The sequence below is a fragment of the Paenibacillus chartarius genome (genome assembly GCF_042432825.1).
Lineage (GTDB): Bacteria > Bacillota > Bacilli > Paenibacillales > NBRC-103111 > Gordoniibacillus > Gordoniibacillus chartarius.
Window position 1 is genome coordinate 1 of record NZ_JBHLWN010000085.1, and the last position, 24822, is coordinate 24822.

The 24822-nt window shown below is 54.6% G+C and carries 20 protein-coding genes and 5 tRNA genes; all 25 read left to right on the forward strand.

Features of this window, described 5'->3' with window-relative positions:
• Window positions 1–93 precede the first annotated feature (93 nt).
• The 25 genes from ACFFK0_RS22560 (at window position 94) to ACFFK0_RS22680 (ending at window position 24624) form a co-directional block, all read left to right on the forward strand.
• Window positions 94–167 (forward strand) — tRNA-Met (locus tag ACFFK0_RS22560).
• Window positions 168–181: 14 nt separating this feature from the next.
• Window positions 182–258 (forward strand) — tRNA-Asp (locus tag ACFFK0_RS22565).
• Window positions 259–264: 6 nt separating this feature from the next.
• Window positions 265–340 (forward strand) — tRNA-Thr (locus ACFFK0_RS22570).
• A gap of 14 nt (window positions 341–354) precedes the next feature.
• Window positions 355–427 (forward strand) — tRNA-Lys (locus tag ACFFK0_RS22575).
• 8 nt (window positions 428–435) lie between these two features.
• A tRNA-Leu gene (locus ACFFK0_RS22580) sits at window positions 436–519 on the forward strand.
• A 161-nt stretch (window positions 520–680) separates the two neighbouring features.
• Window positions 681–1388 (forward strand): response regulator transcription factor, encoded by a 708-nt coding sequence (locus ACFFK0_RS22585; RefSeq protein WP_377472627.1) that lies wholly within the window; start codon window positions 681–683, stop codon window positions 1386–1388.
• Between the two features lie 282 nt (window positions 1389–1670).
• Window positions 1671–3464: a GT4 family glycosyltransferase PelF gene (pelF, locus tag ACFFK0_RS22590; protein ID WP_377472628.1), complete on the forward strand. Its 1794-nt coding sequence runs from the start codon at window positions 1671–1673 to the stop codon at window positions 3462–3464.
• A 14-nt stretch (window positions 3465–3478) separates the two neighbouring features.
• Window positions 3479–3823, forward strand: coding sequence for a hypothetical protein (locus ACFFK0_RS22595; RefSeq protein ID WP_377472629.1), 345 nt, complete (start codon window positions 3479–3481; stop codon window positions 3821–3823).
• 37 nt (window positions 3824–3860) lie between these two features.
• Entirely contained in the window at window positions 3861–4961 is a 1101-nt protein-coding gene (locus tag ACFFK0_RS22600) for a hypothetical protein (RefSeq protein WP_377472630.1), read from the forward strand.
• A 4-nt stretch (window positions 4962–4965) separates the two neighbouring features.
• Window positions 4966–6585: an exopolysaccharide Pel transporter PelG gene (gene pelG, locus ACFFK0_RS22605; RefSeq protein ID WP_377472631.1), complete on the forward strand. Its 1620-nt coding sequence runs from the start codon at window positions 4966–4968 to the stop codon at window positions 6583–6585.
• A gap of 24 nt (window positions 6586–6609) precedes the next feature.
• The gene (locus ACFFK0_RS22610) at window positions 6610–8640 is read left to right on the forward strand and encodes a hypothetical protein (RefSeq protein ID WP_377472632.1); all 2031 of its coding nucleotides are present in this window, start codon (window positions 6610–6612) and stop codon (window positions 8638–8640) included.
• Between the two features lie 20 nt (window positions 8641–8660).
• Window positions 8661–10232 carry a murein biosynthesis integral membrane protein MurJ gene (gene murJ, locus ACFFK0_RS22615; RefSeq protein WP_377472633.1) on the forward strand — a complete coding sequence of 524 codons (1572 nt, stop codon included), beginning with the start codon at window positions 8661–8663 and terminating at the stop codon, window positions 10230–10232.
• Window positions 10233–12098, forward strand: coding sequence for an HD-GYP domain-containing protein (locus ACFFK0_RS22620; RefSeq protein ID WP_377472634.1), 1866 nt, complete (start codon window positions 10233–10235; stop codon window positions 12096–12098).
• Window positions 12095–12892: an endo alpha-1,4 polygalactosaminidase gene (locus ACFFK0_RS22625; protein ID WP_377472635.1), complete on the forward strand. Its 798-nt coding sequence runs from the start codon at window positions 12095–12097 to the stop codon at window positions 12890–12892. Before ACFFK0_RS22620 ends, ACFFK0_RS22625 begins: the two co-directional genes overlap by 4 nt.
• Before the next feature lie 225 nt (window positions 12893–13117).
• Window positions 13118–13711 carry a hypothetical protein gene (locus tag ACFFK0_RS22630; protein WP_377472636.1) on the forward strand — a complete coding sequence of 198 codons (594 nt, stop codon included), beginning with the start codon at window positions 13118–13120 and terminating at the stop codon, window positions 13709–13711.
• A gap of 3 nt (window positions 13712–13714) precedes the next feature.
• A complete protein-coding gene (locus ACFFK0_RS22635) occupies window positions 13715–14686 on the forward strand; it encodes an archaeosortase/exosortase family protein (RefSeq protein WP_377472637.1) in 972 nt (323 codons plus the stop codon).
• A gap of 96 nt (window positions 14687–14782) precedes the next feature.
• Entirely contained in the window at window positions 14783–15487 is a 705-nt protein-coding gene (locus ACFFK0_RS22640) for a glycosyltransferase family 2 protein (RefSeq protein WP_377472638.1), read from the forward strand.
• Window positions 15488–15505: 18 nt separating this feature from the next.
• Complete coding sequence (locus ACFFK0_RS22645) at window positions 15506–15874, forward strand: DUF2304 domain-containing protein (protein ID WP_377472639.1); 369 nt, start codon at window positions 15506–15508, stop codon at window positions 15872–15874.
• A 94-nt stretch (window positions 15875–15968) separates the two neighbouring features.
• The gene (locus ACFFK0_RS22650) at window positions 15969–16331 is read left to right on the forward strand and encodes a hypothetical protein (protein ID WP_377472640.1); all 363 of its coding nucleotides are present in this window, start codon (window positions 15969–15971) and stop codon (window positions 16329–16331) included.
• A gap of 210 nt (window positions 16332–16541) precedes the next feature.
• Window positions 16542–17861, forward strand: a complete 1320-nt coding sequence (locus ACFFK0_RS22655; protein WP_377472641.1) for an MDR family MFS transporter — start codon at window positions 16542–16544, stop codon at window positions 17859–17861.
• A gap of 35 nt (window positions 17862–17896) precedes the next feature.
• Entirely contained in the window at window positions 17897–20086 is a 2190-nt protein-coding gene (locus ACFFK0_RS22660; protein ID WP_377472642.1) for an alpha-galactosidase, read from the forward strand.
• Window positions 20087–20511: 425 nt separating this feature from the next.
• A complete protein-coding gene (locus ACFFK0_RS22665) occupies window positions 20512–21264 on the forward strand; it encodes a response regulator transcription factor (protein WP_377472643.1) in 753 nt (250 codons plus the stop codon).
• Window positions 21261–22307 carry a sensor histidine kinase gene (locus ACFFK0_RS22670; RefSeq protein ID WP_377472644.1) on the forward strand — a complete coding sequence of 349 codons (1047 nt, stop codon included), beginning with the start codon at window positions 21261–21263 and terminating at the stop codon, window positions 22305–22307. The genes ACFFK0_RS22665 and ACFFK0_RS22670 overlap by 4 nt, the downstream gene beginning before the upstream one ends.
• A 104-nt stretch (window positions 22308–22411) precedes the next feature.
• Complete coding sequence (locus tag ACFFK0_RS22675) at window positions 22412–22975, forward strand: stalk domain-containing protein (protein WP_377472645.1); 564 nt, start codon at window positions 22412–22414, stop codon at window positions 22973–22975.
• Window positions 22976–23058: 83 nt separating this feature from the next.
• Entirely contained in the window at window positions 23059–24624 is a 1566-nt protein-coding gene (locus ACFFK0_RS22680; protein WP_377472646.1) for a molybdopterin-dependent oxidoreductase, read from the forward strand.
• Window positions 24625–24822 lie beyond the last annotated feature (198 nt).

A 24822-nucleotide genomic window follows, 5' to 3' on the forward strand; every position in this document is an offset into this window, starting at 1 on the left:
GACCGGATCAAATCTGCCGCAAGGCATAATCACCTCTCACTCGTATTCAGTTTTGAAGGAGTTAATCTTTCTCGTTGAACAAGCCAACGCCGCGGCGGCGTAGCTCAGCTGGCTAGAGCGTACGGTTCATACCCGTGAGGTCGTGGGTTCGAGTCCCTCCGCCGCTATTGAAGTTTGTTGTGGAGCTGTGGTGTAGAGGCCTAACATGCCTGCCTGTCACGCAGGAGACCGCGGGTTCGAATCCCGTCAGCTCCGCCATTTTATGCCGTTGTAGCTCAATTGGTAGAGCAGCTGAATCGTAATCAGCAGGTTGGGGGTTCGAGTCCCTTCAACGGCACCAGGAACAGCCTATAAGAGCCATTAGCTCAGTCGGTAGAGCACCTGACTTTTAATCAGGGTGTCGTAGGTTCGAGTCCTACATGGCTCATGTGTTATGCGGTCGTGGCGGAATTGGCAGACGCGCTAGATTCAGGTTCTAGTGGTGTAACAGCCGTGGAGGTTCGAGTCCTCTCGTCCGCATTCATGAGAGAAGACAGGGTTTCAGCTTTGAGCTGAGACCCTTTTTCTATATGAAGAGCCCCGTATAGAAATAAGGAATAACGGTGGGTATCATTTCAGATAAAGATTAATTATGATATGATTATTAAGCTAAGCCTAACTTTGATTATAGGAATGACGTTATGACGAATGTACCTCATGTTCTGATAGTCGATGATGACAGAGCGATCGTTCATCTCATTGCGGAAAGTCTGAAAGTTGAAGGCTATAAAGTGACAACGGCACATAACGGCCAAGACGCGCTGCATATACTGGAGAACAATCGAAACGGTTTTTCCTTGTTGATTCTTGATATTATGATGCCGGGTATGGATGGGCTGGAAGTTTGCAGGCAAATTCGAAGCCGCTTTACGGCTCCGATTGTTCTCCTTAGCGGCAAAGACCGCGAGTTGGATCGAGTTATCGGTTTGGAGATCGGTGCGGACGATTACGTAACGAAGCCTTTTCTTATCGGTGAATTGGTATCGAGAGTGAAGGCTCATATTCGGAGAGAGCAGCGGAATGTGCAGCGCCAAGGAAAGCAGGATAGCGTGCTGTCATTTGAAAATTTAATGATTAATAAAGAAACGTTCGAGGTATATAAATACGAAGAGCGCGTAATGTTGTCGACGAAGGAGTTTCAGATCCTGGTATATTTGGCGGAGAACCGCGGCCGCGTATTATCCCGAGAGCAAATTTATGATGCGATTTGGGGGAACGGGGAGTTTGGCGACATCAACACGGTAACGGTGCATATCAAGAACTTGCGGGATAAGCTTGATCCGAACAACAAACTTATCAAGACCGTGTGGGGCGCCGGTTATAAATTTACAGGCGAAGGCATGAATTAATTACATAAATGAAGGCTTCGTTTAGCGGCCCTGTGTCATGCTCGAACGCATAGACAACAGGGTTATTTCATTGTATGCTGGTCTCAAAGTCGAAATTGATCGAAAAATGACGACATCTACCGGATAACGCTACATCATTGATCGTCTTTATTTTTCTTAATGAGTCCTTTATTTTTCTCTTATTTCTATTAAATACAATGGGGATATCCCGTATTTCTCTTCCATAATGATACAAGTGCTTTCGCTGCTATGAATCCACTATAATAAGACAAGGTGATGTTCTTGAGTGAAAAACTTGTCGTCATGATGTCGACTGAAGGTACTTATCCTTTCCATCAGGGCGGCGTCAGCACCTGGTGCGATATTCTCATAAAAAGGCTGAAATCTGTTGACTACGTGATCTACAGCGTATTGATGGATCCGTTCGTTACGCAGAAATTTCAGCTGCCGGACAGTACGAGGCTGATCAAGATGCCGCTGTGGGGCACGGAAGAGCCGAGCGAGCATCTTCACACGCCGTTTTCCCAAACGTTCTTCTCCAAGCGCAGAACGACGGAGCAGTCGATTCGGCACCTGTTTCTTCCGTTATTCACGGATTTGGTGCAAGAGCTGCTTAGCTTGGAGAAGGATCCCATTCGTTTGGCAAATACGTTAAATGCGCTTTATGAATACTTTCAGGAATATGAATTCAAGCTCAGCTTTAAGTCGGAGCTGGCTTGGGATATGTACAAAACGATCGTTCTTTCGATTGCTCAGGACCCGAAATATCGGCTTGCTCAGCCGGACATTTACTCGCTCATTCAAAGCTTAGGATGGGTATACCGATTTTTTAATATTCTCAATACGCCGATTCCTAAGGCTCATGTGTCACATGCTTCGGCGGCAGCCTTCTGCGGTATTCCGTGCGTTCTCGGCAAGCTGCAAAATAAGACCCCGTTCATGCTGACCGAGCATGGCGTGTATTTGCGAGAGCAGTACTTATCGCTTGCAAAACGGGAATATTCATCGTTTCTGAATACGTTTCTGATTCGCATGATCCAATCCGTTACAAGCCTGAATTACGCATTTGCCGATCAGGTATCTCCCGTTTGCGAGTACAACACCCGTTGGGAGAAACGGTTCGACGTCGATCCGGGCAAAATTCGCGTCATCTATAATGGTGTGGATCAGCAAATATTTAAAGAGGAATCGACGATCCGCAGCGGACCGCCGACGGTCGTCGCCGTGGCACGAATCGATCCGATAAAAGATATTTTGACGCTGATACGCTCGGCGGCCATTGTTAAAGAATCGATCCCCGATGTGAAGTACATCGTATACGGCTCCGTCTCGGTTCCCGAATACTACGAGGAATGCTTGCAGCTAAGGGAACGTCTCGGACTTCAGGAAACGTTCATCTTCGCAGGACATACGACCTCGATGGCAGCGGCATACCAGAGCGGAGACGTCATTGCACTGTCCAGTATATCGGAGGCGTTTCCGTATTCCATCGTCGAAGCGATGATGTCGGGCAAGGCATGCATCGCTACTGATGTCGGGGGGATTAAGGAAGCGCTTGGCGACACCGGAATATTGGTGAAGCCGTTTGACACGGAAGCGCTCGCGCAGGGGACGATCAAGCTGCTGCGGAATCCGGATTTGCGGGAATCGATGGCTCGAGACGGAATGGAGAGGGCTATGAACTTCTTCACCTTGGATCGGGTTCTGGAGCAGCATTTAAAGAGCTACATTAAATTGGCGGTAGGCGCTGAGGACTTCATTCCAGCCGTACCCGCGACAGTGGCGCCGGCCGGTGAAACATGGCCCGTGCCCAGGCCGGCAGCGGCAAGCTCCAAGCAGAGGCAGCAGCTGTATGCGGAGAAAGGCTACGCGTTACTGCTCTTAGGTTATTACAGAGAGGCCATTCGGCAATTCAGGCTTGCGATCAAGGAGGCTCCCGCATCTCCTTCGGTACCGGTATGGGTTCTGGAAATCGCTCATACATACAAGAGCATAGGAGAAGATGAGCTGGCGGCACATGAAATGATGAAATATGAGCTGCTTCTAGGAACCGTGCAACCGAGTCGAACTGCTTAAGGAGGTCTCTGATAATGAGAATGAATCGAAATCGCTCTTTGATCGGTTATAAACCGGAGCTCGTAGAGCAGCACATCGCTTCGGTCACATCCGAATTTGAAACGAAGAAGCACGAGCTTGAGCAGGAGCTTCTTACGCTGCTGGAACAGAACAAGGAGTTGACGGAGCGTCTACGGTCGTTGACTGTGCTTATGTCGGATCAAGTCAGCTTTGAAAGAGAGATATCGGAGAGACTGTTCGGCATGTTTGTGGAAGACGCCCGCAAACGCAGTGCTTCGGAGCCAATAGCAGATGCGGAGCTGGAGCCCGTGTCTGATACCCTAGGTTTGTCGCAAGGACAAATGAAAGGGACTCGATAATTATCAGCATGAAGGAAGACAGAGGGGAGGTGCAGACATGACGAAGGAAAATATGAAGGTGGTTTTATTTGGCTACAACCGTAAAACCGTCGATATTTTTCTAAACAAGCTGCACCGGATGCAGGAGGAACAGATCGAGGAGCTCTCGGCCCGATTACAGAAGGCGGCTGTGGAACGCGAGCGGCTGCTGGCGGAGCTGGCCAGATTGGAAAAGAAGCAGAGTGCCGTGCTCACGCATGAACAGATGGCACTTGTCCGGCAGCGTGTGCAGGAGACAAAGCGGTGGCTGGAAACGGGACAAGGAAGTTCAGATATAGAAAGCACGCTGCCTGAAGCCAAGAGCTTGTCCAAGGCGATTGATTTCTATGACGCCGCGGCCAAACGGGCGCGGAAGCTGGCCGCCGGGAAAGAGCAGCCGCCTCAGCAAGCGGGCTTGCCGGGAGAAGCGGGTCAACATGCAGCGGCTGCCGGTGAACAACAAGCGAACCTGGAGCTTGCGGAAGCCGTAGCAAAGACAAACGCCGTGGCTGCGAACGCTGCTTCCCGGCCGGTTATCGAACAATATCGCTGGGTGCCTAATGCACGGCCGAAACATGCGGCGGTGGGAAACAGTTTCTGGGACGACGCGGACGAGTTCCTTGATCCGATCGGGGGCGAGCTGCTGCTGCCTGCTTACGAGCAGCTGGCCGCTGCCACGGAAGCTCCGCCGGACAGTTATTTCGTACAGGGCGAATCCGTAGAGCGGAACGCTCCTGCAGCAGCAAACCGTACGATGATGAACCCGGACATCGCTTATCCGGACCCGGAGTCGAATCGGAAACAGGCATCGGCGGAGCTACAAGCCGTTACGCAGCCATCCTTGGCGGCATCCGAACCAGGAGTCGCACCTGCCAAGCCTGTAGATCCTGCCGGTGGACCTGCCGCAGCACCGCCCCGTTCTTCGTCGCCGGAGCTGGATGCGCTGAAGCGCAATTATATTGTCGGCAAGCTGGCGGGAGACGATTTGCTGGGGAGACGCGGCCAGCTTATTATTGCAAGGCATGCGGAGATTACCGAAGAAACCGTGAGGCTGGCTGAACAAGAAGGGAAGCTGGCCGAACTTATCGTCAACATGATTATTCAGGGATTGGAGGATTAAGCCGATGGCTGTCATCCAATCCGTAGTAGCCGGGGGCGTCGATGCCAAGGAGCAGGCGTTAGCCGGGCTGCTCGACGCGGTGCTGGAAAGGCATCTGCAGCCTGAGGATCAATTCGAGGTGGCGGCCCTGCTCGAGTCGATGGGCTGGAACGATCAGCGCGCAGCGGAAGCGTTCGGCGTCGAAGACGTATTCGAATTGGCGGCGATCCTCTGGCAGCGTATGCAGCAGCGCATTTCCTTTACCCCGTTCTCCAAAGTAAGGAGCTATACATTTTTTGAGATGGTCAAGGAGCTGATGCGGAACTTCCTGCGCGGCGTTATTTTCGCACTGCCGATGGCGCTTTCCATCTTGTCGATGCTGACGCTGCGGTTCTCCCTCTGGTCCTATGAAAATTTATCCGTCGAGCTGGCGACAAGCATCGGCGTAGGTACGATTCTTAGCTTCATTACCGTCGGCGGATTTACGCAAGCCATTGCGCGGAGAGGTTTTTTTTATGTGATTCAAGGATATTATCAAATGGCCAGACGGGTCACGTTCTATCTCATTACGCTTGGCTTTGTCGTCTGCCTGATCGTTTGCGGGCTGCTGTATGTAATCAATTCGTTCATTCAAGTGCTGCCCTACGATTTGCTCACGGTGGCGATTCTGTACTTTTTCTTTCTGAATGCGATCTGGCTGTCGGTGACGGTGATGTACATTCTGAAGAAAGAGCTCGTGTTCACAGGGCTTATTTTGGCGGGTATCGGCATCGTCTACCTGATCATTCAGATCATCGGCGAGAAAAATATTATTGTTGCCCAGCTCATTGCTTTGTTGGTCGTCTCGGTCATCAGCATGGCGCTGGTCGTGTATTTTTTCAAGAAGGCGGAGCAGAAAGGGGAGAGGGGGATCGCTCCCAAGCTGCCCAAGATGTCGGTCCTGCTGTACTCGACAATGCCCTATTTCGTGTACGGATTTCTGTATTTCGCCTTTCTGTATGTCGATAGAATTATGGCATGGACGACGTACAATCCGGGGTACATGCCGTTTTACATTTTGTTCCGCGGGTATTACGAGCTTGGGCTCGATTTCGCGCTTCTCGTGCTGATTATTCCGATGGGGGTCAGCGAAGTCGTCTTAAGCAAGCTGATGCAGGACATTCAAACGAGCCAAAAAGCTTATTGGGGCCACGAAGCGGATAAAATGAATCAATTCTTCGTGTTGCAGTATTGGAAGAGAATCGGCGCCGTAGCCGGCATTTCCGGATTGAGCGCCATCCTTATTTATTTTATTACCCGCTATATTACAACGGAGCTGCCCTCTAACGCCGGCAGGATTCTGATCACGGATCCGATTACACAGTCGGTATTTTTCTGGGCGCTTATCGCCTACGTCTTCGTTGCTATTGCCTTGATGAACACGGTCGTCCTATTCGCACTGTCCCAGCCCATGAGAGCGATCCAATGCGTATTTCCGGCCATGGCGCTGAATTTGGTTGTAGGCTTCGTTTGCAGCCGCTGGTGGGGATACGAGTATGCCGTCATCGGATTGTTAGCCGGCTCCCTTGCTTTCATGATTATTTCGGCAAGGAACGTACTGCAGGTGCTCCGCAAGCTGGATTACTACTTGTATGCGGCCTCGTAACGCCTTCAAAGGGAGCTAAAGCTTATGTACGATTCATTCTGGAACCAAAGCTATCACTTGTTTCATTTTTTCCTGGCTATGTTCCTGCTGCTTTATTTGTGGCCGAAGCTGATTTTTCCGCAATATACGAAGGACCGTCTGGAGCAAACGATTGCGAACTATTTGCTGATGGCTTTCCTGATGCTGGCAGTCAGCTTCTTCCTGATTTCCGTTCGGCTTTATGAGTTCATGTCCGTCGCCGGCGTATTGGCTTTGATTGCTTATCACGTCTATGTGAGAAGACGAAGAGCGCAGCGGCTGTCCGCAGGGGAAGAGGACAATCGGCTTGTTCAGTGGCTGTTCGATTATGCGGAAGGACTTATTCATCTCAAGAGCAGCATCGTACCCTTTCTCATCAGGAAAACACGGCAGCTAGGTTCCGCTGCGAAATCGTTCGCAGCTTCCGGACTGACGTTTTACTCCTTTCTGCTGATGGCGGTCATCTTCGGTATCGCCGCGTATATCCGGTTCTATGATGCCGTCCACTCTCCAGTTCCGACCATGTCGGACGGGTGGGTCGCATTGAAATGGATCAAGTATGCGGAACGGCAAACGCTGTATCCGGACGGCATTTACCCGGCGGGTTATCAAGTATTTCTGGCGACGATTCGCAAATTCGCCGATGTGGACGCTCTGTATGTGCTGAAATATATCGGGCCGCTGAATTCGATGTTGATTATGCTCGGGTATTATTTCACAATTACGAGATGGACGAGCTCCAAGGCAGCGGCGTTAATAGCGATGACGGTGTACGGCGTATTAAGCGAGCTGTTCTTTCATGTGAATTATGCCCGGCAAGCTTCATCCATGTCTCAGGAATTCGGGATGGCGTTCGTTTTCTTTACGTTGTATTTCTATGTTCAGTACATGCGAACCGGCAGCCGGGTAACCCTGTGGGCCGGAATGGCCGGCACAGCGGCAGTCGGACTCGCGCATTCGATCCCGTTCGTGTGGATCGGCATGGGAATGGGGTGGCTGCTGGCGCTGCATTTCCTGTTAACCCGGGGCAAGGAATGGAGACGGGATGTGCACCTGGCTCTGGCCGGGGTCATCTGCGTCGTCATCGCGATCACGCCGATCGCGCTAGCTTATGCATTCCGGGTGACGGTGTATGAAGGGGTAACCGAATTCGTCAGCTCCGAGAAAAACACGTATCAGCTGCCGGAGCTTGTTCCGATGGATTATGCCGCCCTTGCCTCGATTGTCTTACTTTTCCTCTATGCTTGTGTAAAGAAAACGGCAGGAAAGCTGGACCGGTTACCCGAATTGTTTATTGCGCTGTTCGTATTGTCGACGTTCATGTTGTTCTATTTTGGCGTGTATACGGAGCGTGAGGTGCTGATCGTCCGTTCCCGCGATTTATGGTATACGTCAATCCCTTTGATCATTGGAATGGGGGCTTACGTGCTGTTCCGGCTACTCGGGCGCATTCGGATCAGGCAGGCAATTGAAGCGGGAGCCGCGACGGCCGTACTGGCAGGTTCGGTGTTCATCGCGCCGCCGAAGCCGATTATCCCGTACAAGCTGGAATCCAAAACGACGGTCGAACAGTATTTGCGGATTACTCGCCTCTATGCCACCAAATCGTATTTGATTGTGTCGCCGAGGATTCAAATGTTTCCTCTCACATTCGGCACACTCGGCAAAGGAAGCCATATGTATCTGGAAACAGGATCGCCGAGCTTGCTCAACGATTTCGATCCGACGAAGCCGCCGCTCACCCGATACGGTCAGGAGGAGCATGCGGATGTAGCGGCCGATATTTTTATTTTCAAAGAAAAACAGATCTTCCAAGTATCACAGGACGAAGAAATATATCGGCTTGAAGCGCCGAAGTATAAGCGCTATGTCGGCGAGTACAAAAATTTGGACGCCTGGATCGAAACCGCAAAAGCGTCCTTGCCGCCGGAGAATATAACCACATTCTATGAAGATGACAACCTGATCATTTACCACTTGTATCGCCCGGAGAACAAGCTCGACCGCGAACGGGAAGTGCGAAAAATTTGGAGCTAAAGAGAACGGAGGAAGAAGCGATGCGCGTTAGAGAAGAGACCGTACCGTACCGCCCGTGGAAAACGTTACTCGGCTTCGCCGGTACTGTCGCCATGCTCAACGCCGTTGTTGCCGTTCTCGCCTTCGTTAAAGATCTGTTGACGGCCATGAAGCTCGGCACGTCGCAGCTGGCGGATGCGTTCTCCATGGCGTATTTTATTCCGGATACGGTCGGCTGCAATCTTATTGCGGCTTCGATCGGAATCGCCTGTGTGCCCGTATTTTCCCGACTATTGGCTCAGGGCGAATATGGACGGCTGCGGCAAGCAGTAAGGTGGGCGGTTATTGCCGCCGGGGGGAGTGCGGCGCTCATAGCCGTCTTGCTCTTTGCCGCAGCGCCTGCAGCTATGCAGGGCTGGACCGGCAGCGGTACGACGGACGGTGTCCGGATGCTGCGAGTCATGCTGCCGATCATTCCTGCGGCTCCACTTATGTATATCGGGTTTGCGTTGCTCCAGGCTGCGCAGCAGTTTCGCTGGCCGGCCGGGTCCTGGATCGTTCTGCATGCAGGGGTGACGCTGGCGGCGGCCGCCGGCTTGACATGGAGCTTGCCGACGGATATGACGGCGGTTGCTATGGCTGCTGCGGCTTCCGCCGGTGTCGTAACGATGACGATTTGGACCTGGGTGCGCGTCAAGAGCTTGATGAGCCAATATCCGCACGAAGCTCGCCCGAGCCGGCCGGAGCGCAGCGACAGGAAGGAAATCGGAGCGGCCTTTGTGACGTATTTGCTCATATCGCTCGGAACGCACGGTGTTTACGTTGTAGAGAGAATGCTGGCATTACAAGGCGATACAGGCACGGTAACCGGGCTTAATTACGCCTTCCGCTTGTCTCAGCTGCCGATCTCGGTGTTCGTTCTGGCCCTTTCCAGCGTCATGCTCCCGGGTATGTCGCAGGATATGGCGCTGGGCAGGATGGCGGCTTTGCAGCAGTCGGTGGGACGGGCCCTAACGATGATGCTGGTCATCGCCTTTCCAACGACCATTTTGCTGTTTATGCTTCGTCAGCCGATCGTTGCCCTGCTGTTTGAACGAGGGGCGTTTGGCCGTGATTCCGTTCTGATTACTGCCGAAATGCTGGGCGGGTATTCGCTGACGATAACCGGACTCGCGGTAGCTGCGATCGCTGTCCGATATTTTCTTGCCTCACACAAGGTGTTCATTCCGCTCATCGTTTCGCTGCTCGCCGCTGTGCTGCAGATTGGCGCCGATGTTTATCTTACGGCGAGGGTTGGACCCGTCGGGATTGCATACGGGGCGGCTGCCGGAGCTGTGGCGAGCGGCATCGCGCTCACCTGGCTGTTATTCAAAGATTTGCGGCTTGCGGTCAAGCTCTTCATGCAGCCGGTGCTGCGCATCGTGCTGGCCAACGTTCCGGTGCTTCTGATCGGGGTTATCGGTTACCGGTATTGGCTTACAGGAATAGGGCTGGAAGCTATGAGCGGCCGATTGATGCTTGTCGCAGCAACGCTTGCGGCAGCGGCGGCAGCTTACGGAATCAGCTTGTGGAAGTTAAACCTGTTAAACCTGTGGAATAAGGAGGGGGTGTAAATGATGCAAAGCTTGCAAGCTGTGTGGATATGGATGGAGCCGTGGTATTCGTATGCGGCTTTCGGCTTGGCCGTGCTCATGCTGCTGATGCTGGCCGTTGTAGGTCTGATGGCAAGACGGTTGAAGGCGCTTCGGCGCAGGGAGCATTTGACCAGCGAGCTGCTGATGCGATTCCAGCCCTCGCTTGGGGTGGAGAAAAACTTCAACGCATTGCTTGAACTGGTCGGTACGGTGATCGATGCTCCGGTGTATGCTTTCTACGTAGTCAAGGACAAGCAATATTTGCTTAAAGCGGTGAGGCACAGCGAAACGGATTTCGGCAAAGTCAGACCGTCGTATAGCGGACTAGCCGCATATAAGAAAGAGAATTATATGCCGCCGATTTCCCTGCAGCCTGCGTCGATTCCAAGCAAGCTGGAGATTGTGAAGGAAGGCGAGGTTCCTCTCCTGACGCTGCCGCTCGGCGGCCGTGGGGCCGTCCGGATCGGCCCCGTCCGCAAAGTGGATAAGAGCACGGCGGCTGCATTGGAATCGATCGGCGAGACCATGCAGGCGATGGTGCCGGAAATTGTACTGGCGGAAACGATGCGCGCTCAGATCGATGTCGTGCTGGCATCCGGCAAAGCGCTGCAAAATATTAGCGACGCCGCCGTTGATCCGGTCTCGACGCTGCGGCTGATGATCGGAGCTTGCTCCCGTGCCGCAGGTGCGGATGGCGGCATTTTCTTCGAGCGGGTCCCGGGCCGTGCAGAGTATCGTATCATTGCCGCAAGCGGAGCGGATCCGGTTATCGTTCAAGAGCTGCAGAACGATCAGGTGACGATGGAGGAGCTTAGCGAGCAAGGAAGCAAGCATGGATATAAGCTCATTCAGCAAAGCGATGCGGACTATTATCAGCTCCCCCCTTATGTAGCTGCGCAGGCTTCGGCAGCCGTATGTGCGGTGTCTGTGGGAGGCGCGGGCACGCTTGTTCTCCTGTTCAGCCGTATCGCCCAGACGGCGGATATCGGGCTAAACCAGCTGACGCGGGTTGCGCAGGAGCTAAGCGAAATTATTGCCGCTCAATCGCCGCTGCAGCATTTGTCCAAGGTTTATGTGAATATTCTCAAGCAGCTGGCACGAATGATGGACAATCTGAATCCTTACACGGTCGGTTACTCCGAGCAGATGAGCCGCTACAGCATCGTCATCGCCAAGCAGCTGAAGCTGCCTGAGGACGAAATCCGCGATATCGCGCTGGCTGCGTATTTGAGCAATATCGGCGTTCTAGGCTTGTCTAGCGAGCTGTATCAGAAGGAAGGAAAGTATACCGAATCGGAATACGAAATGATGAAGCTGCACTCCGAGGTCGGCGCTTCCATCGTTAGCGTTACAACCGGCAATAAGCGGGTCGCCTCTTATATTATGCACCATCACGAGCGTATCGACGGAGGAGGCTATCCGACGGGGCTGCGCGGCAACGATATTCCGATGGGGGCTAAAATCATCGCCGTCGTGCAAACGTTCCTGGCCAAAATTAACGGACGCAGAGGCAGAGATCCGCTGCCGTTCGATCAAGCGCTGCAGATGCTGCAGTCGGCAGCCGGTTCTCAGCTGGATCCGACCGTCGTAGCGGCGCTTGTCGGGTGGTTTCAATCGAAGCGGTCCGACCCTCGAGTGGCTAAAGGGGCCCTTGGCAGCTGCTGGGATATGTGCTGCACGCCATCAAGTATATGCGAACATTGTCCGGTGTATAGGAGCAAGAGCCAGGACAAGATGTGCTGGGAGCATGAAACGAATCTGTGCAATCAGCACGGCAAATCATGCGAGACGTGCTTCGTAAGGACGGAGTATATGACTCGAAAAGAGACGAAGAAAATCGGATGAACGGCAGAGCGAGGATGAAGGAGGCTTCGACCTTTGCGCTGTATTACGGCGTCGGACGTGTTGAAGAGCTAAGCCGGTTCGATCTGGCGATCGTAGAGCCTGCAGGACAATCGGAGAACGAAATTCGGGAGCTCAAGAGAAGCGGCACCTTGCCGGCGGCATATGTAAGCGTCATGGAGATAGCGGACTATGATCCGATGTTTCGCTTGTTGAATGACGAAGACTTTCTAAGCGACAGTGGCGGGCAGCGGGTATGTAATGAACAATTCGGAACGTACATGCTCGATTTAACTTCTCCGCGCTGGCAAGGCCTTTTGTTTCATAGAATCGGGTCGCTGCTGGTGAAGTCGGGCTACGAAGGCATTTTTCTGGACACGATCGGGAATGTGGAGCTTCACCGGCTGCCGGCGGAACGGCAGCTGGAGCAGCTTCATGCTGCGGCACATATGGTGCGTCAGCTGAGGGAGCGCTTCCCGGAAGCGGTGCTTATTCAGAACAACGGGCTGCATCAGCTGGGCGAAATGACCTGCCGCTGGCTGGATGGGATCTGCTGGGAAAATCCGAACTTCGTCGCCGCGGACAGTATGGAGTGGAGCATGGACACCTTAGAACGGCTTACTGCGTTTGCTGAGGGCAGCGGTGTTCGAGTGCTGTTGTTGATTGAGCTGTATGGCAATGAGGATTCCGTGCGCAATGAAACGACCGTAAGGAAAGCGGCGGAGAGCCGGAACTTTATGGTGTATGGGGCGCCGCCGCAATATGTATCGGATGTTTATGGTCTGGATAAAGGATAAATTAATAATTATTAACTCTGCGATTTTTCGATACCAAGTACGACCTGTCATGGTATAATAGTCCTATACATATGTCGAGAGAAGATGTTGATGTAGGTGATGCCTGGCATGATTCCATATTGATGACAGCTTGTTGATTCCTGGTATCATTTCTTTCATTTTTGCGGCAGTTGGCTTGGCAGTCGGTTTGATAATTCAAAAAATATATCGCATAGGGTGAATATTATGAAAAAGAAACGTTCGTTATTTTCCTTACTCATGGTAGCGGCTTTGTTCGCAGCTACGGCTTCGAACGCATATGCGGCAAACGACAATTCCGGCAAGAGCGAAGACACTGCGGCCGTAAGCAGCAGCGCTGAGAGTACCGATTCTGCAGCTGTCAGCAGCAGCCAGAGCGCCGATACGGAGGCCGTCAGCAGCTTCGTTCAAAGCGCTGATAGCGCAGCTGTCAGCAGCCAGAATCATAACGGCAACAGCAGCGGCAAGAACGACGGCGGCGGGGCTGTCAATCAGGGCGGAAACACCAACAACGGCGGCTGTAACAATGACGGCAGCTATAACAACGGCGGCGGAAACAACAGCTGCGGCGGTTCTTCCGGCGACAGTTCCGACAAAACGACGGGCAACGGAAACGGTAATGGTAATGGCAACAGCAATGGAAACGGTAATGGTAATGGCAACGGCAATGGCAACGCTGGAAATAACACCGGCGGCTATCAAGACGGGGGCAACATTCCTGAAGTGCCTTACACCGCAATTCTGCCTCTAGGATTGGCAGGCCTCCTGTACTTCATGTATAGAAGAAAGGCTCAAGCCTAAGGAATGGCGAAGCGGCTGTCCTTAGCATCGGGCTCCTCTACAACACGCTGGGTTTGGCAGTGGATCCTATGCAGCACGATACCGTTCATTCCTTACTTGCTGCCGCTGCTGCAGAATACGCTGGGAGACACGCCGCTTGCTTATTTGACCTGGATTCCCGTCATGGCCTTCTTCTGGGCAGGATGGAATATGCTGCGCATTCCGATTGTCCAGAGGGGAGAGCCGGTAGACGGCTGGATCGGGTTGGCCCTTCTCGCCGCAACGGGTGTCATTATAGTCACCTTCTCTAACCGGGATTTGGCGCTCTTCCTTTGGCCGGTATGGTCGGCGTTCATGGCATTGGCCATGTTTGGAAGAAGCGCGGTGCCATTGGTACGGATGCCGATGATCTACTTGCTGCTCGTATGCCCGCCGATTTATTTGAAGATCGTGGAGACGGTCAGTCCTCCTCTTGAACGGTTCACAATGGGCGTGCTGGAGGCTTATCGGCATTCGGTCGACTGGCTGCAGCTCGGGGTTACGGCAGACAACGGAATCGGTGTCCGGCATGGCGCTGGCTGGGTGCTTGTCCGGATGACGACGGCCTGCAGCGGGGCCGACAGCATTTTGGCGATTATCATATTGCTGCCGGTGATGCTGGTCGTGTTCCAATCGAGTCTGACCCGCAAAGCGGTTATCGTTGTGGCTGGAAGTGTGCTTGCGGTACTTGCGAACACGGCGCGGATCGTCGTCATTCTTACAGCGCTCCATTATTTCGGCATTCCGTTCGCGATGCATGTTCTTCACCCGATACTCGGTGCAGTGCTGTTCTTCACCACGATCGCCTTGCTGCTCTTCTATAGCTCACGGAGGTTTATGATCAATCGGCCGTCCGCGAACATTGCTTTGCAAGGTCCGGCAGGATGGAAATGGCTGGTGACCGTTGCCGCCGCCGCAGCATTCGGTGTGATGAACGCGATGATATTCCTTCGGTAACATTGCCCTACGGGTAACGAACCGGAGGTTTTTTTAACTAAAGAACGGCGAAAGCCGGTTAATGACACCATCAGACTAGGCAAAGAGGCGGGGAAAATGAAGATTTTAGTCATCATACCGGCGTTCAACGAGGAACAAAATTTGCCGGGTCTGTTCCATAAGCTGCAGCGGATTCAAGAGCTTCTGCAGTTCGATATCGTAGTCGTGAACGACAAGTCGAGTGACGGCACCTCCGCCGTCAGCCGCCGGTTTCAGGGGATTACGATCGATCTGCCTGTCAATTTGGGCATTGGGGGAGCCGTTCAAACCGGATACAAGTATGCGGCTGCCAACGGATACGATATTGCCATTCAAGTCGACGGGGATGGGCAGCACAATCCCGAATATATCGTTCGCATGGTCGAAATGATCCGGAGCGGGCAGGCGGATATGGTCATAGGCTCAAGGTTTCTGGAAGGACAAGGCTTTCAGTCGACATTTCTGCGCCGGATCGGCATCAAATATTTTAGCGCTGTCATTCGGCTGATGACACGGATGACCGTGACGGATCCTACGTCGGGTTTCAGAGCGTGCAGCAAAGAAATTATTCAGCTGTTCGCCATGCGATATCCGCAAGATTACCCGGAGCCGGAATCGCTCATCCTAATGAAACGCTTCAGCTACAAAGTGAAGGAAATTCCAGTGCTCATGAACGAGCGCCGGAACGGAACGTCTTCCATAAATTTATGGAAATCCGTATATTATATGGTAAAAGTGACTGCGGCGATTATGATTGACTCATTGCGCAAGCAAGCTATCTAATAAGCAGGTGAACGACTGGTGGTCCCGTTAAAATTGCAAATGATTCTGATTGCCCTGACAGCAATCAGTTTTCTTTATATTCTCAACATGATCAAGAAGTACAAGCTGGAGCTCAAGTACACGCTGCTTTGGATTGCGATTATCGTCGTATTGTTTTTCTTATCGCTGTTTCCGAATTTGTTAAAGGTGCTTTCCGGCATCGTCGGCATTGAGGTGCCGAGCAACACGTTATTCCTGTTCGGCATTATTTCGGTATACCTGATTACTTTTACGTGTACGGTATCGTTATCCCGATTCTCGAACCGGGTTCGGGAGCTCACCCAAGAGCTGGCGCTGCTGAAAGATAAAGTCGAGCGGCTGGAGAAAAAAGATTGCGAAACTAAATAGCCCTTTAGAACTACTAAAACTTTCTTAACAATTCGTCGTTATAATGAATTTACAACATATTACGACATTAAACGACGAATGGGGTTGAGTTTTTGTGTCGAAAAGATCATGGACCAAGCCGGAGCTATCCAGGCTGCTGGAGCTTGCCAGAGAGTGCCCGCCTTCGATGATCGCCAGCGAGCTGAATCGACCAGTAACTTCCGTCCGTAAAAAGATGCGGGAGATTGGCGTAGAATATGTAAACGGTACCGAATGGCGTATCAAGCAAATCAATCGTATCATTTCGGACGAGACGCCCCAGCCGGAAATCAAGCGGCCGGCGGCGAAAAATTACGAATCCGAGGTGCTGGACGAATTTTGGCGTTCGCTTCTGTCGATGGCTCGCATAGCTAAAAAAACGGGCAGACAAATGGACGTCCTTGCCTTCATTAATACATACCGTAAAATTTCGCGCTAGAACGGTCCGGGGGCAGCCTCACGCACACTACGACCGTAAGGAATCGATGAAATGGCGGAACGCGGCGACATTCGCTTCCGATACGATACACAATGCGGACAGGAACCAGCATAGCGGCACAAAAAGGTGAAATCCCGAGCGCGGGGTTTTGCCTTTTTATTTTGCAGATATGGTTTAGAATGGGGAGACATACGATTGGAGAGATGAATTATGCTGCACAAAATGTCGGGCGTCTACCGCACCTGCGATACGGCGATATGGATACGGGTGGTGGGGACGGCGCTGACTTCCGTTACGAATTTTATGCTGAGGCCGTTTCTTGTGCTGTATTTGCACGAGCGGATGGACGGTTCGATCCTGCTGCCGATGATGATTGTCGGATTGCCGCCGCTGTGCGGGATGCTGATGAGCATCTACGGAGGGACGCTAAGCGACAAATACGGGCGCAAGCCGGTCATGCTCGCATCCTTATGGATTCAAGCGGTTTGTATGCTGGGGTACTTGCTCGCGGACGAAGTATGGCAGTATGCGCTTGTCGCCTCGTGCATCGGGCTCGGTAATGCGATGTTCATGCCTGCGGCTAATGCGCAGGTGGCGGACGTCGTTCCTCTGCAGAACAGGGCGAAGGTGTTCGCGCTGCTGCACACGGCGCTTAATGTCGGCGCGGCTGCAGGACCGCTGCTGGGGTTGCTGATGTTTGCCTGGCGGCCCGAGCTCGTATTCGTCATCTGCGCTGCATCGACGCTGCTGTATAGTGTGCTCGTGTGGCTGAAGGTACCGGAGACGAGGCCGCCTGGCGGTACGGGCGAGGCCGGGGATGGGGACTTGAAGGAAGGGGCCGATGGCTCCGGAAAGCGGGTGTCTGCGGAGCGGCTGCCTTGGATCCGTGGTGTCGTTCAAGGCTGGCAGGAGCATCGGGCGCTGTATTTGATTACGTTGTGCGCTTTAGTGCTGAACATGCTGTACGCTCAAGTCGAGACGACGCTCCCGCTGCATCTGCAAAAAAATCATCCGGACAACTATCAGGCGATGTTCGCGGCAATGCTTACGTTCAACGGATTGGCGGTGATCGTCCTGCAGATGTGGATCGCCTCCCGCAGCGAGCATTTGCCGTCGTGTGCGGTGATCGGCGCCGCTTACTTGCTGTATGCGCTGGTGGCGCTAGGTTATGGCTTTGCACCGTGGTTTTGGCTGCTGCTGGTTGTGGAATTCGTCTTTACGATCGGCGAAATGCTGCAGGGCCCGCATATTCAGAAGGTGATTTCGACGATGGCCCCAGCGGACAAACGGGGATGGTATTTCTCCATCTTCAGCCTGAACTGGCAGCTGGCGAGGGCGGTCGGGCCGGTGCTGGGCGGCCTGCTGATGAATGCCGTAGGCGGAGAAGCGATGTTTTCGCTGCTTGGCCTGCTTATTGCAGGTGCGGGGTTCGGCATGGTCGCGGTCGTCCGCAAAGCTACATCCGTCCATGTGAAGCTTACATCTGTCCATGCACGAAAAGATACCGTTTCGGTTACAGTAGAGGGGTAACCTTACCTTGATCGAAAAGTAGGAGGCTGACATTCGTGCCTATTCATTATGATGCCGGCTCGCGAACGTTTCATCTGCAGACGTCCGGAACGAGCTATGCCATGCAAGTCATAAAGACCGGCGTACTGACGCACCTGTATTGGGGAAGCAAGGTACGCGGCACGTCGCTGGACAAGCTGCTTCAGACGGCGTCGCGGGCGTCTTTCTCGCCGACGCCATTCCCGGAAGACGGTTCGATTTCCTTCGATTCCTTGCCGCAGGAGTATCCGGCCTACGGGACGAGCGATTTCCGCCACCCGGCCTATCAAGTGCAGCTGGCGAACGGCTCCACCGTGACGGAGCTGCTGTACCGGTCCCATCGGATCATCGCCGGGAAGCCGGCCCTGGCAGGGCTGCCCGCTACATATGTCGAGGCGGACGATGAGGCGGATACGCTGGAGATTGAGCTTGTCGACGATACGGCGGGGCTGAAGGCCGTGCTCAGCTATACGGCGTTTCGCCACTTCGATGCGATCACGCGGTCCGTCCGCTTTGAGAACATCGGCGGGCAGCCGCTGCGCTTGCTGCGAGCGCTTAGTGCTTCCGTCGATTTCCCGCACAGGGATTTTGAAGTGTTGAATTTGTACGGCTCCTGGTCACGTGAGCGCTGGATCGAACGCCGTCCGCTGACGTCGGGCATGTATTCGGTCAGCAGCTCGCGCGGCTCCTCGTCACACAATCAAAATCCGTTTCTGGCGCTGCTGTCGCCGGGAGCGGACGAGGACAGCGGCGACGTCTACGGCGTCAACCTCGTATACAGCGGCAATTTTGCGGCCCATGCGGAAAGCGACCAATACCACACAAGCCGCCTGTCCATCGGACTCAATCCGTTCGATTGGAGCTGGCTGCTGGAGCCGGGAGATACGTTCCAGACGCCGGAGGCGGTCATGGTGCATTCGGCGCAAGGGCTCGGCGGCATGTCGCGCAAGTTCCACAGCTTGTACCGCAAGCGGCTATGCCGCGGGCTGTACCGCGACGAGCCGCGTCCGATTCTCGTGAACAACTGGGAAGCGACGTATTTCGATTTCACCGCGGATAAAATCGAGAGCATCGCCCGTGCCGGCAAAGAGCTCGGCATCGAGCTGTTCGTGCTGGACGACGGCTGGTTCGGCAAGCGTGACAGCGATAACAGCTCGCTCGGCGACTGGTTCGTCGATAAGAAGAAGCTGCCGAACGGGCTGGAGGAACTCGTAGAACGGGTGCGAAGCCTTGAGATGCAGTTCGGCCTCTGGTTCGAGCCGGAGATGGTGTCGCCGGACAGCGAGCTGTACCGGGCGCACCCGGATTGGTGCCTGCATGTGCCGGACCGGCGGAGGACGGAGGGCCGCAACCAGCTCATTCTCGATTTCTCGCGCGCCGACGTGCGGGAAGCGGTCTACACGATGGTTAGCGACATCTTGCGCAGCGCTCCGATCACTTACGTGAAGTGGGATATGAACCGCAACATGACGGAGATCGGCTCGGCGGCTTTGCCTGCGGAGCGGCAGCGCGAGACGGCGCACCGATATATGCTCGGCCTGTACGAGCTGCTGGAGCGTATCACTTCGGAGTTCCCGCACGTGCTGTTCGAGAGCTGCTCGGGCGGCGGCGGCCGTTTCGATCCGGGGATGCTGTATTACATGCCGCAGACGTGGACCAGCGATAACACGGATGCCGTCGAGCGGCTGAAAATTCAGTACGGTACGTCGATCGTGTACCCGATTTCTACGATGGGAGCGCATGTGTCGGCCGTACCGAACCATCAGGTGCACCGCGTGACGTCGCTCGAAATGCGGGGACACGTAGCGATGTCCGGCAACTTCGGCTATGAGCTCGATCTGACGAAGTTCAGCGACGAGGAAATGGACGTCGTAAAGCGGCAGGTGGCCGAATACAAGAGCTTGCGGCATCTCGTTCAATTCGGCGACCAGTACAGGCTGCTTAGTCCGTTCGAGGGCAATGAGACGGCGTGGATGGTCGTCGCCGAGGATCGGAGCGATGCGATGGTCGCCTGGTTCCGCGTGCTGGCCATATCGCATCAGCCGCTCCGGCGCCTGCGCTTGAAGGGGCTCGACCCGAACCGCGATTACATGCTGGAAGCGACTGGAGACGTATATGGCGGCGACGAGCTGATGCATGCGGGCATCGCGCTGCCGGATGTGAAGGGCGACTTCCAGAGCGTGCTGTGGCGGTTTACGGCGCGGTAGCAGGCTGTTGGGATAGGGCTTTTAGGGCTTGAAGGGGCAAACATATTGCTTCTCCGATTTATGAAAGGATTCGTTCGAAATAAGCGGCCTTGAAGTCGTTATAATTGCCGAATGAGTGCATTGCAGCAAAATAACGGTTTTTGACGGCGTTAAAGTTATGTCATTGGGTAGAAAAGGGGCAATGTTTCGATTTCCGCTCCAGATTGCGCCTTTGAAATCCGCTAATTTCCAAGTAATAACGTTCTCCTTCGAAATAACGCCTCACCAAACCGTTATCTTCGACAGACTATGAATGAAGGACAAGCGTGCCCTAGCCGGGCGCCGCTTGTCCTTATTTTTTATCGCTTAATACTTTTGTAAGAGATGGCGGTTTTGCGCCTGCGATATAATAGAAGAAATAGGGTCCATGGAAAGGAATGGCGAGGATGCCTCTTACGATATTGGTAGCGGATGATGAAGCCAACATAACGGACGTTTGCGCCCGCTATTTGGAGCGGGAGGGCTATCGCGTGCTCACTGCCGCTGACGGCGAGGAGGCGCTGCAGCTGTGGCGCAGCGACGCTCCCGATCTGATCGTGCTCGACCTGATGATGCCAAAGAAGGATGGTTGGCAGGTTTGTGAGGAAATCCGCAATGAGCAGGAGGTACCGATTGTCATGCTGACGGCTCGAGGCGAGGAGCGGGACCGTCTGGTGGGGCTGACGCTAGGCGCGGACGATTACTTGGTGAAGCCGTTCAGTCCGCGTGAGCTCGTCTTGAGGGTCAAGGCTATTCTTCGCCGGGAACGGAGGTACGCGGCACTTGAAGCGGCAGGAGAAAGCGCAAGCCGGGCGGGTCAAGGGACAGCAGCAAAGGTATCGATGGACGACGTGCTCAGCTACCCGGGACTCGAAATCAATTTGCAGACCCGTTGCGTAGCAGCTGATGGCAGGAATGTTGAGTTGACAGTGAAAGAGTTCGAGCTTCTGGTTCTGCTGGCCGGCAGGCCGGGTCATGTATTTTCGCGGAATCAACTGCTTAATCAAGTATGGTCGACGGATTATTACGGTGATACGACGACCGTTACGGTGCACATTCGGCGGCTTCGCGAGAAAATCGAGGTCGAGCCCTCGCAGCCGGCGCTGATCAAGACTGTCTGGGGAGTCGGTTATAAATTTGAAGGGAAGTACCGGACATGAGGCTGCGTTCTTATCTGCTGTTTGCTAACGGGATTAGTATCGGCATTATTTTGCTGAGCTTGTTTGTATGTTACCACTACATGCTGCTGAAAGCGGCTGAAACGGTGCTGCTTGCGACAGTGACTTTTGGCGCGGCGGCCGTTTCGTTTACGGTTCATTTTGCATGGACCAAGCGCCTCGTTCATTCGCTTCGCCGATTGACGGAGGCGACGGAGCGGATGGCCGGAGGCCGCTTCGAAAACGTTTCCTCGCTGAACGGACCGCTCGAGTTTCGCCGGTTGGCTCATTCGTTCAACGAAATGTCGGTTCGGCTGCAGGCAAGCTTCACTCAGCTGCAATCGGTCGAAGCGTCCCGCCGGGAGCTTGTAGCGAATATATCGCATGACTTACGGACGCCGCTGGCGTCGGTGCAGTCCTTTGTCGAGGCGCTGGAGGACGACATCGTCCAAGACCAGGCGACGCAGCACAAATATCTTCGAACGATTCGGGCCGAGACGCTGCGGCTCAGCCGGATGATCGACGATTTATTCGAGCTTTCCCAGCTCCATGCGGGCAACCGGCCGTTCCTGCCCGAAGCCTGTGACGTCGATACGCTGCTGGTGGAGACGCTGCAAGGCTGTGAGCTGCTGCTTCTGGAGAAGCGCATCGAGGTTGCCGTGTCGATTCCGGAAGAGATGCCGCAGCTGTTGGCGATGCCGTTCGAGCTGAAGCGCGTAATAGGCAATTTGCTGCAAAATGCGATCAGGCATTCCCCTTTCGAGGGCGGGATTCGTATTGCAGTGACATTGGAGGACGATAGGTCGGCCAAATTCGAGGTTGAGGATGAGGGCGAAGGGATCGCAGCCGAGGATGCCCGGCATATATTCGAACGGTTATATCGTGTGGACCGGTCTCGTACCCGCGCGAGCGGCGGTGCCGGCTTGGGGCTGGCAATTGCGAAGTCGATCGTGGAGCTGCACGGAGGACGCATCGGGGTGGAAAGCGAGCCCGGAAGCGGAAGCTTGTTCTGGTTCACGATACCGTTGATGATAGAGAATCGATAGAGACGGTTTATACTTTTGTAAGAATCGCGTTATAGATCGATAAGATGTCTCCTGTAAAGTGGGTATTGCAAGGGAGCCTACTATACAAGGAGGAAAATGAACAAATGAAAAACTGGAAAGCATGGGTAGCCGCTTCATCTTTAACGTTAGCGCTGATGGTGCCAGTGCAGGGCCATTCATTCGCAGAGCAGTCGGACATGATGGCGGCCAAAATCGATTACAGCAAGCTGGAAGTGCGCACGGTCGAAGGGATGGAGCTGGTGCCGCTGCGCCAAGCCGCGGAGATGCTCGGATTTTCGGTAGAGTGGAACGGTATGGAGAGATCGATTACGCTTTCTCGAAGCAAGATGGGGATGGAAGAGAGCGGCATGGCGGGCAAAGAGATGATGGAAGAGAGCATGATGGGGAAAGAAATGATGGAGAACGGCATGATGGAGAACGGCATGATGGAGAACGGCATGATGGAGAAAGAAATGATGGAGAACGATGTGGACGAGAATGACATGATGGAGAAATATACGGTTAAAATTACGATCGGCAGCAAAACCGCCTTAGTTTCGATGACGGAGCGCATGCTGGAGAATGTGCCGGTTTTGCTGGACCATACAACATATGTGACCAAACCGTTCGTCGAATCGTTCTTGGCGGGAGCGCCCATGATGAACTAGCGTTTGTCTGAAGCGGAAGCAAGCCATTGGCCCGTGCGTTCCGTTATACTGAATGTAGAAGCCGGTGAAACGGGGGGATCGCTTTGCAGGTCAATTACGTACGGGAAAAATGGTTCAACGAGCCGCTGGGCAAAAGGCTGCGGAAGCTGCATGCATGGAACGCATGGTCGCTGCTGGCGCTTACGGTGACAGGTTTGCTGCTGTTGGTACCGGAGCTGCGGGGTATGCTGGGAGAAGGACGGGTTTGGATCAAGCAGCTGCATATCGTCGTCGGCATCGTATCGGCGGGGCTGCTGCTCGCGTATGTGCCGCTGCTTCGTAAGCATTGGCGGCAAATCAGAGGAAGGGCGGGACAACGCGCGAATTTGCTGTTTGTGCTTGCTCTGCTGATCGGCTGGTGCGTATCCGGCATCGTGCTGTGGCAGCTGCGCAGTCTGCCGGCGCAGTGGAGCAGTGCCGCGCTGTTCTGGCACGACGCGCTGACGTGGGTCGGCGTGCCGTACGCGCTGTACCACAGCGTCTCGCGCAGCCGCTGGGTGAAGCGCGCGTCTCGCGGTGCAAGCGTCGGGAAGGCAGCGGGGGCTTCTGTCAGGGATGCAAGCGATGTGGGGGCTGCTGCCGGGTACGTAAGTACAACCGGGGCTGCAAGCGCTGCAGGGAGTGGGGGCGCGGATGGGGCTGTAAGTGCTGCAGGGGTTGCGGGTGCTGCCGGTGCCGGAGCTGCTCCAGCAGCTCCGGCAGCAGCTGGCGCGAGCGCGCCGCGGGCGCAGCCGCACGCCCCGGCTGCGGGGCCCGCGCCCGCGCAGCCCGCTGCGCCGGCTGCGCAAAAGCCTGCGGCGGCTGCCGGGCAGCCGCCGTCACCCGCGCGCGCCGCCGCCGATGCGGCGCTCGCGCGGCTCGCGCAAACGCGCCTGTCGCGCGGCGCGTTCCTGCGCGGAGCAGCGGGCCTCGCCCTGCTGCTCCTGGCCGGGCCCCCCTTCTACCGCTGGTTGAAGGGGGCCCTGGGCGGCAGCGGCGTCTCGCTGCAGCAGCTGGCCGCGACCAACGGCGGTGCCGACGGCGGCGCAGGCATGCTGCCGGCTCCGACGCCGCTGCCGGACTCCATGCCGCCGAAGGGCGGCGGCCTGAGCGGCAATTTCCGTATCTACACCGTTACGGATTTCCCCTCCTTCACTGCCGACAACTGGCAGTTCGCCATCTCAGGCTTGGTCGAAGAACCGGCGCTCTACAACTGGGAGCAGTTTCTGAAGCTGCCGCGGCATGTACAGGTGTGCGATTTTCATTGTGTGACCGGATGGTCCGTTTATAACATTACGTATGAAGGCATTCTGCTAAAAGACCTGTTGGCGCTGGTCAAGCCGAAAATCCAAGCAAAGTACGTGAAGCTGTATTCCGGCGACGGCGTATATACGGATGCCTTATCGCTGGAGCAGGCGGGGATGGACGACGTGATGGTCGCGGTGCTGATGGACGGCCAGCCGATCCCGCAGAAGCTCGGAGGTCCGGTACGGCTCATCGTTCCGCAAATGTATGCCTACAAATCGGTAAAATGGCTGAACGGCATCGAGCTGATCGACAAAGAGCACCTCGGCTACTGGGAAGTACGCGGCTACGACAACGACGCTTGGGTGAACGGAAAACGAACGTAACGAACGTTACGAAAACCTTGGCTCCGCGTCACCGGGTAACGCCTGGCCCATTGGTCTCGGAACGCCGGGTGGTGTCTGGCCCCCCGGCCCCAAGCTCGTTCGGCTCCACGACCTCACTGACCCGTGGCCCTCCAGTCCCCGGAACCCCGGGAGATGCCTGGCCCCCCGGCCCATCTGACCTACTTGACGCCCGGACTC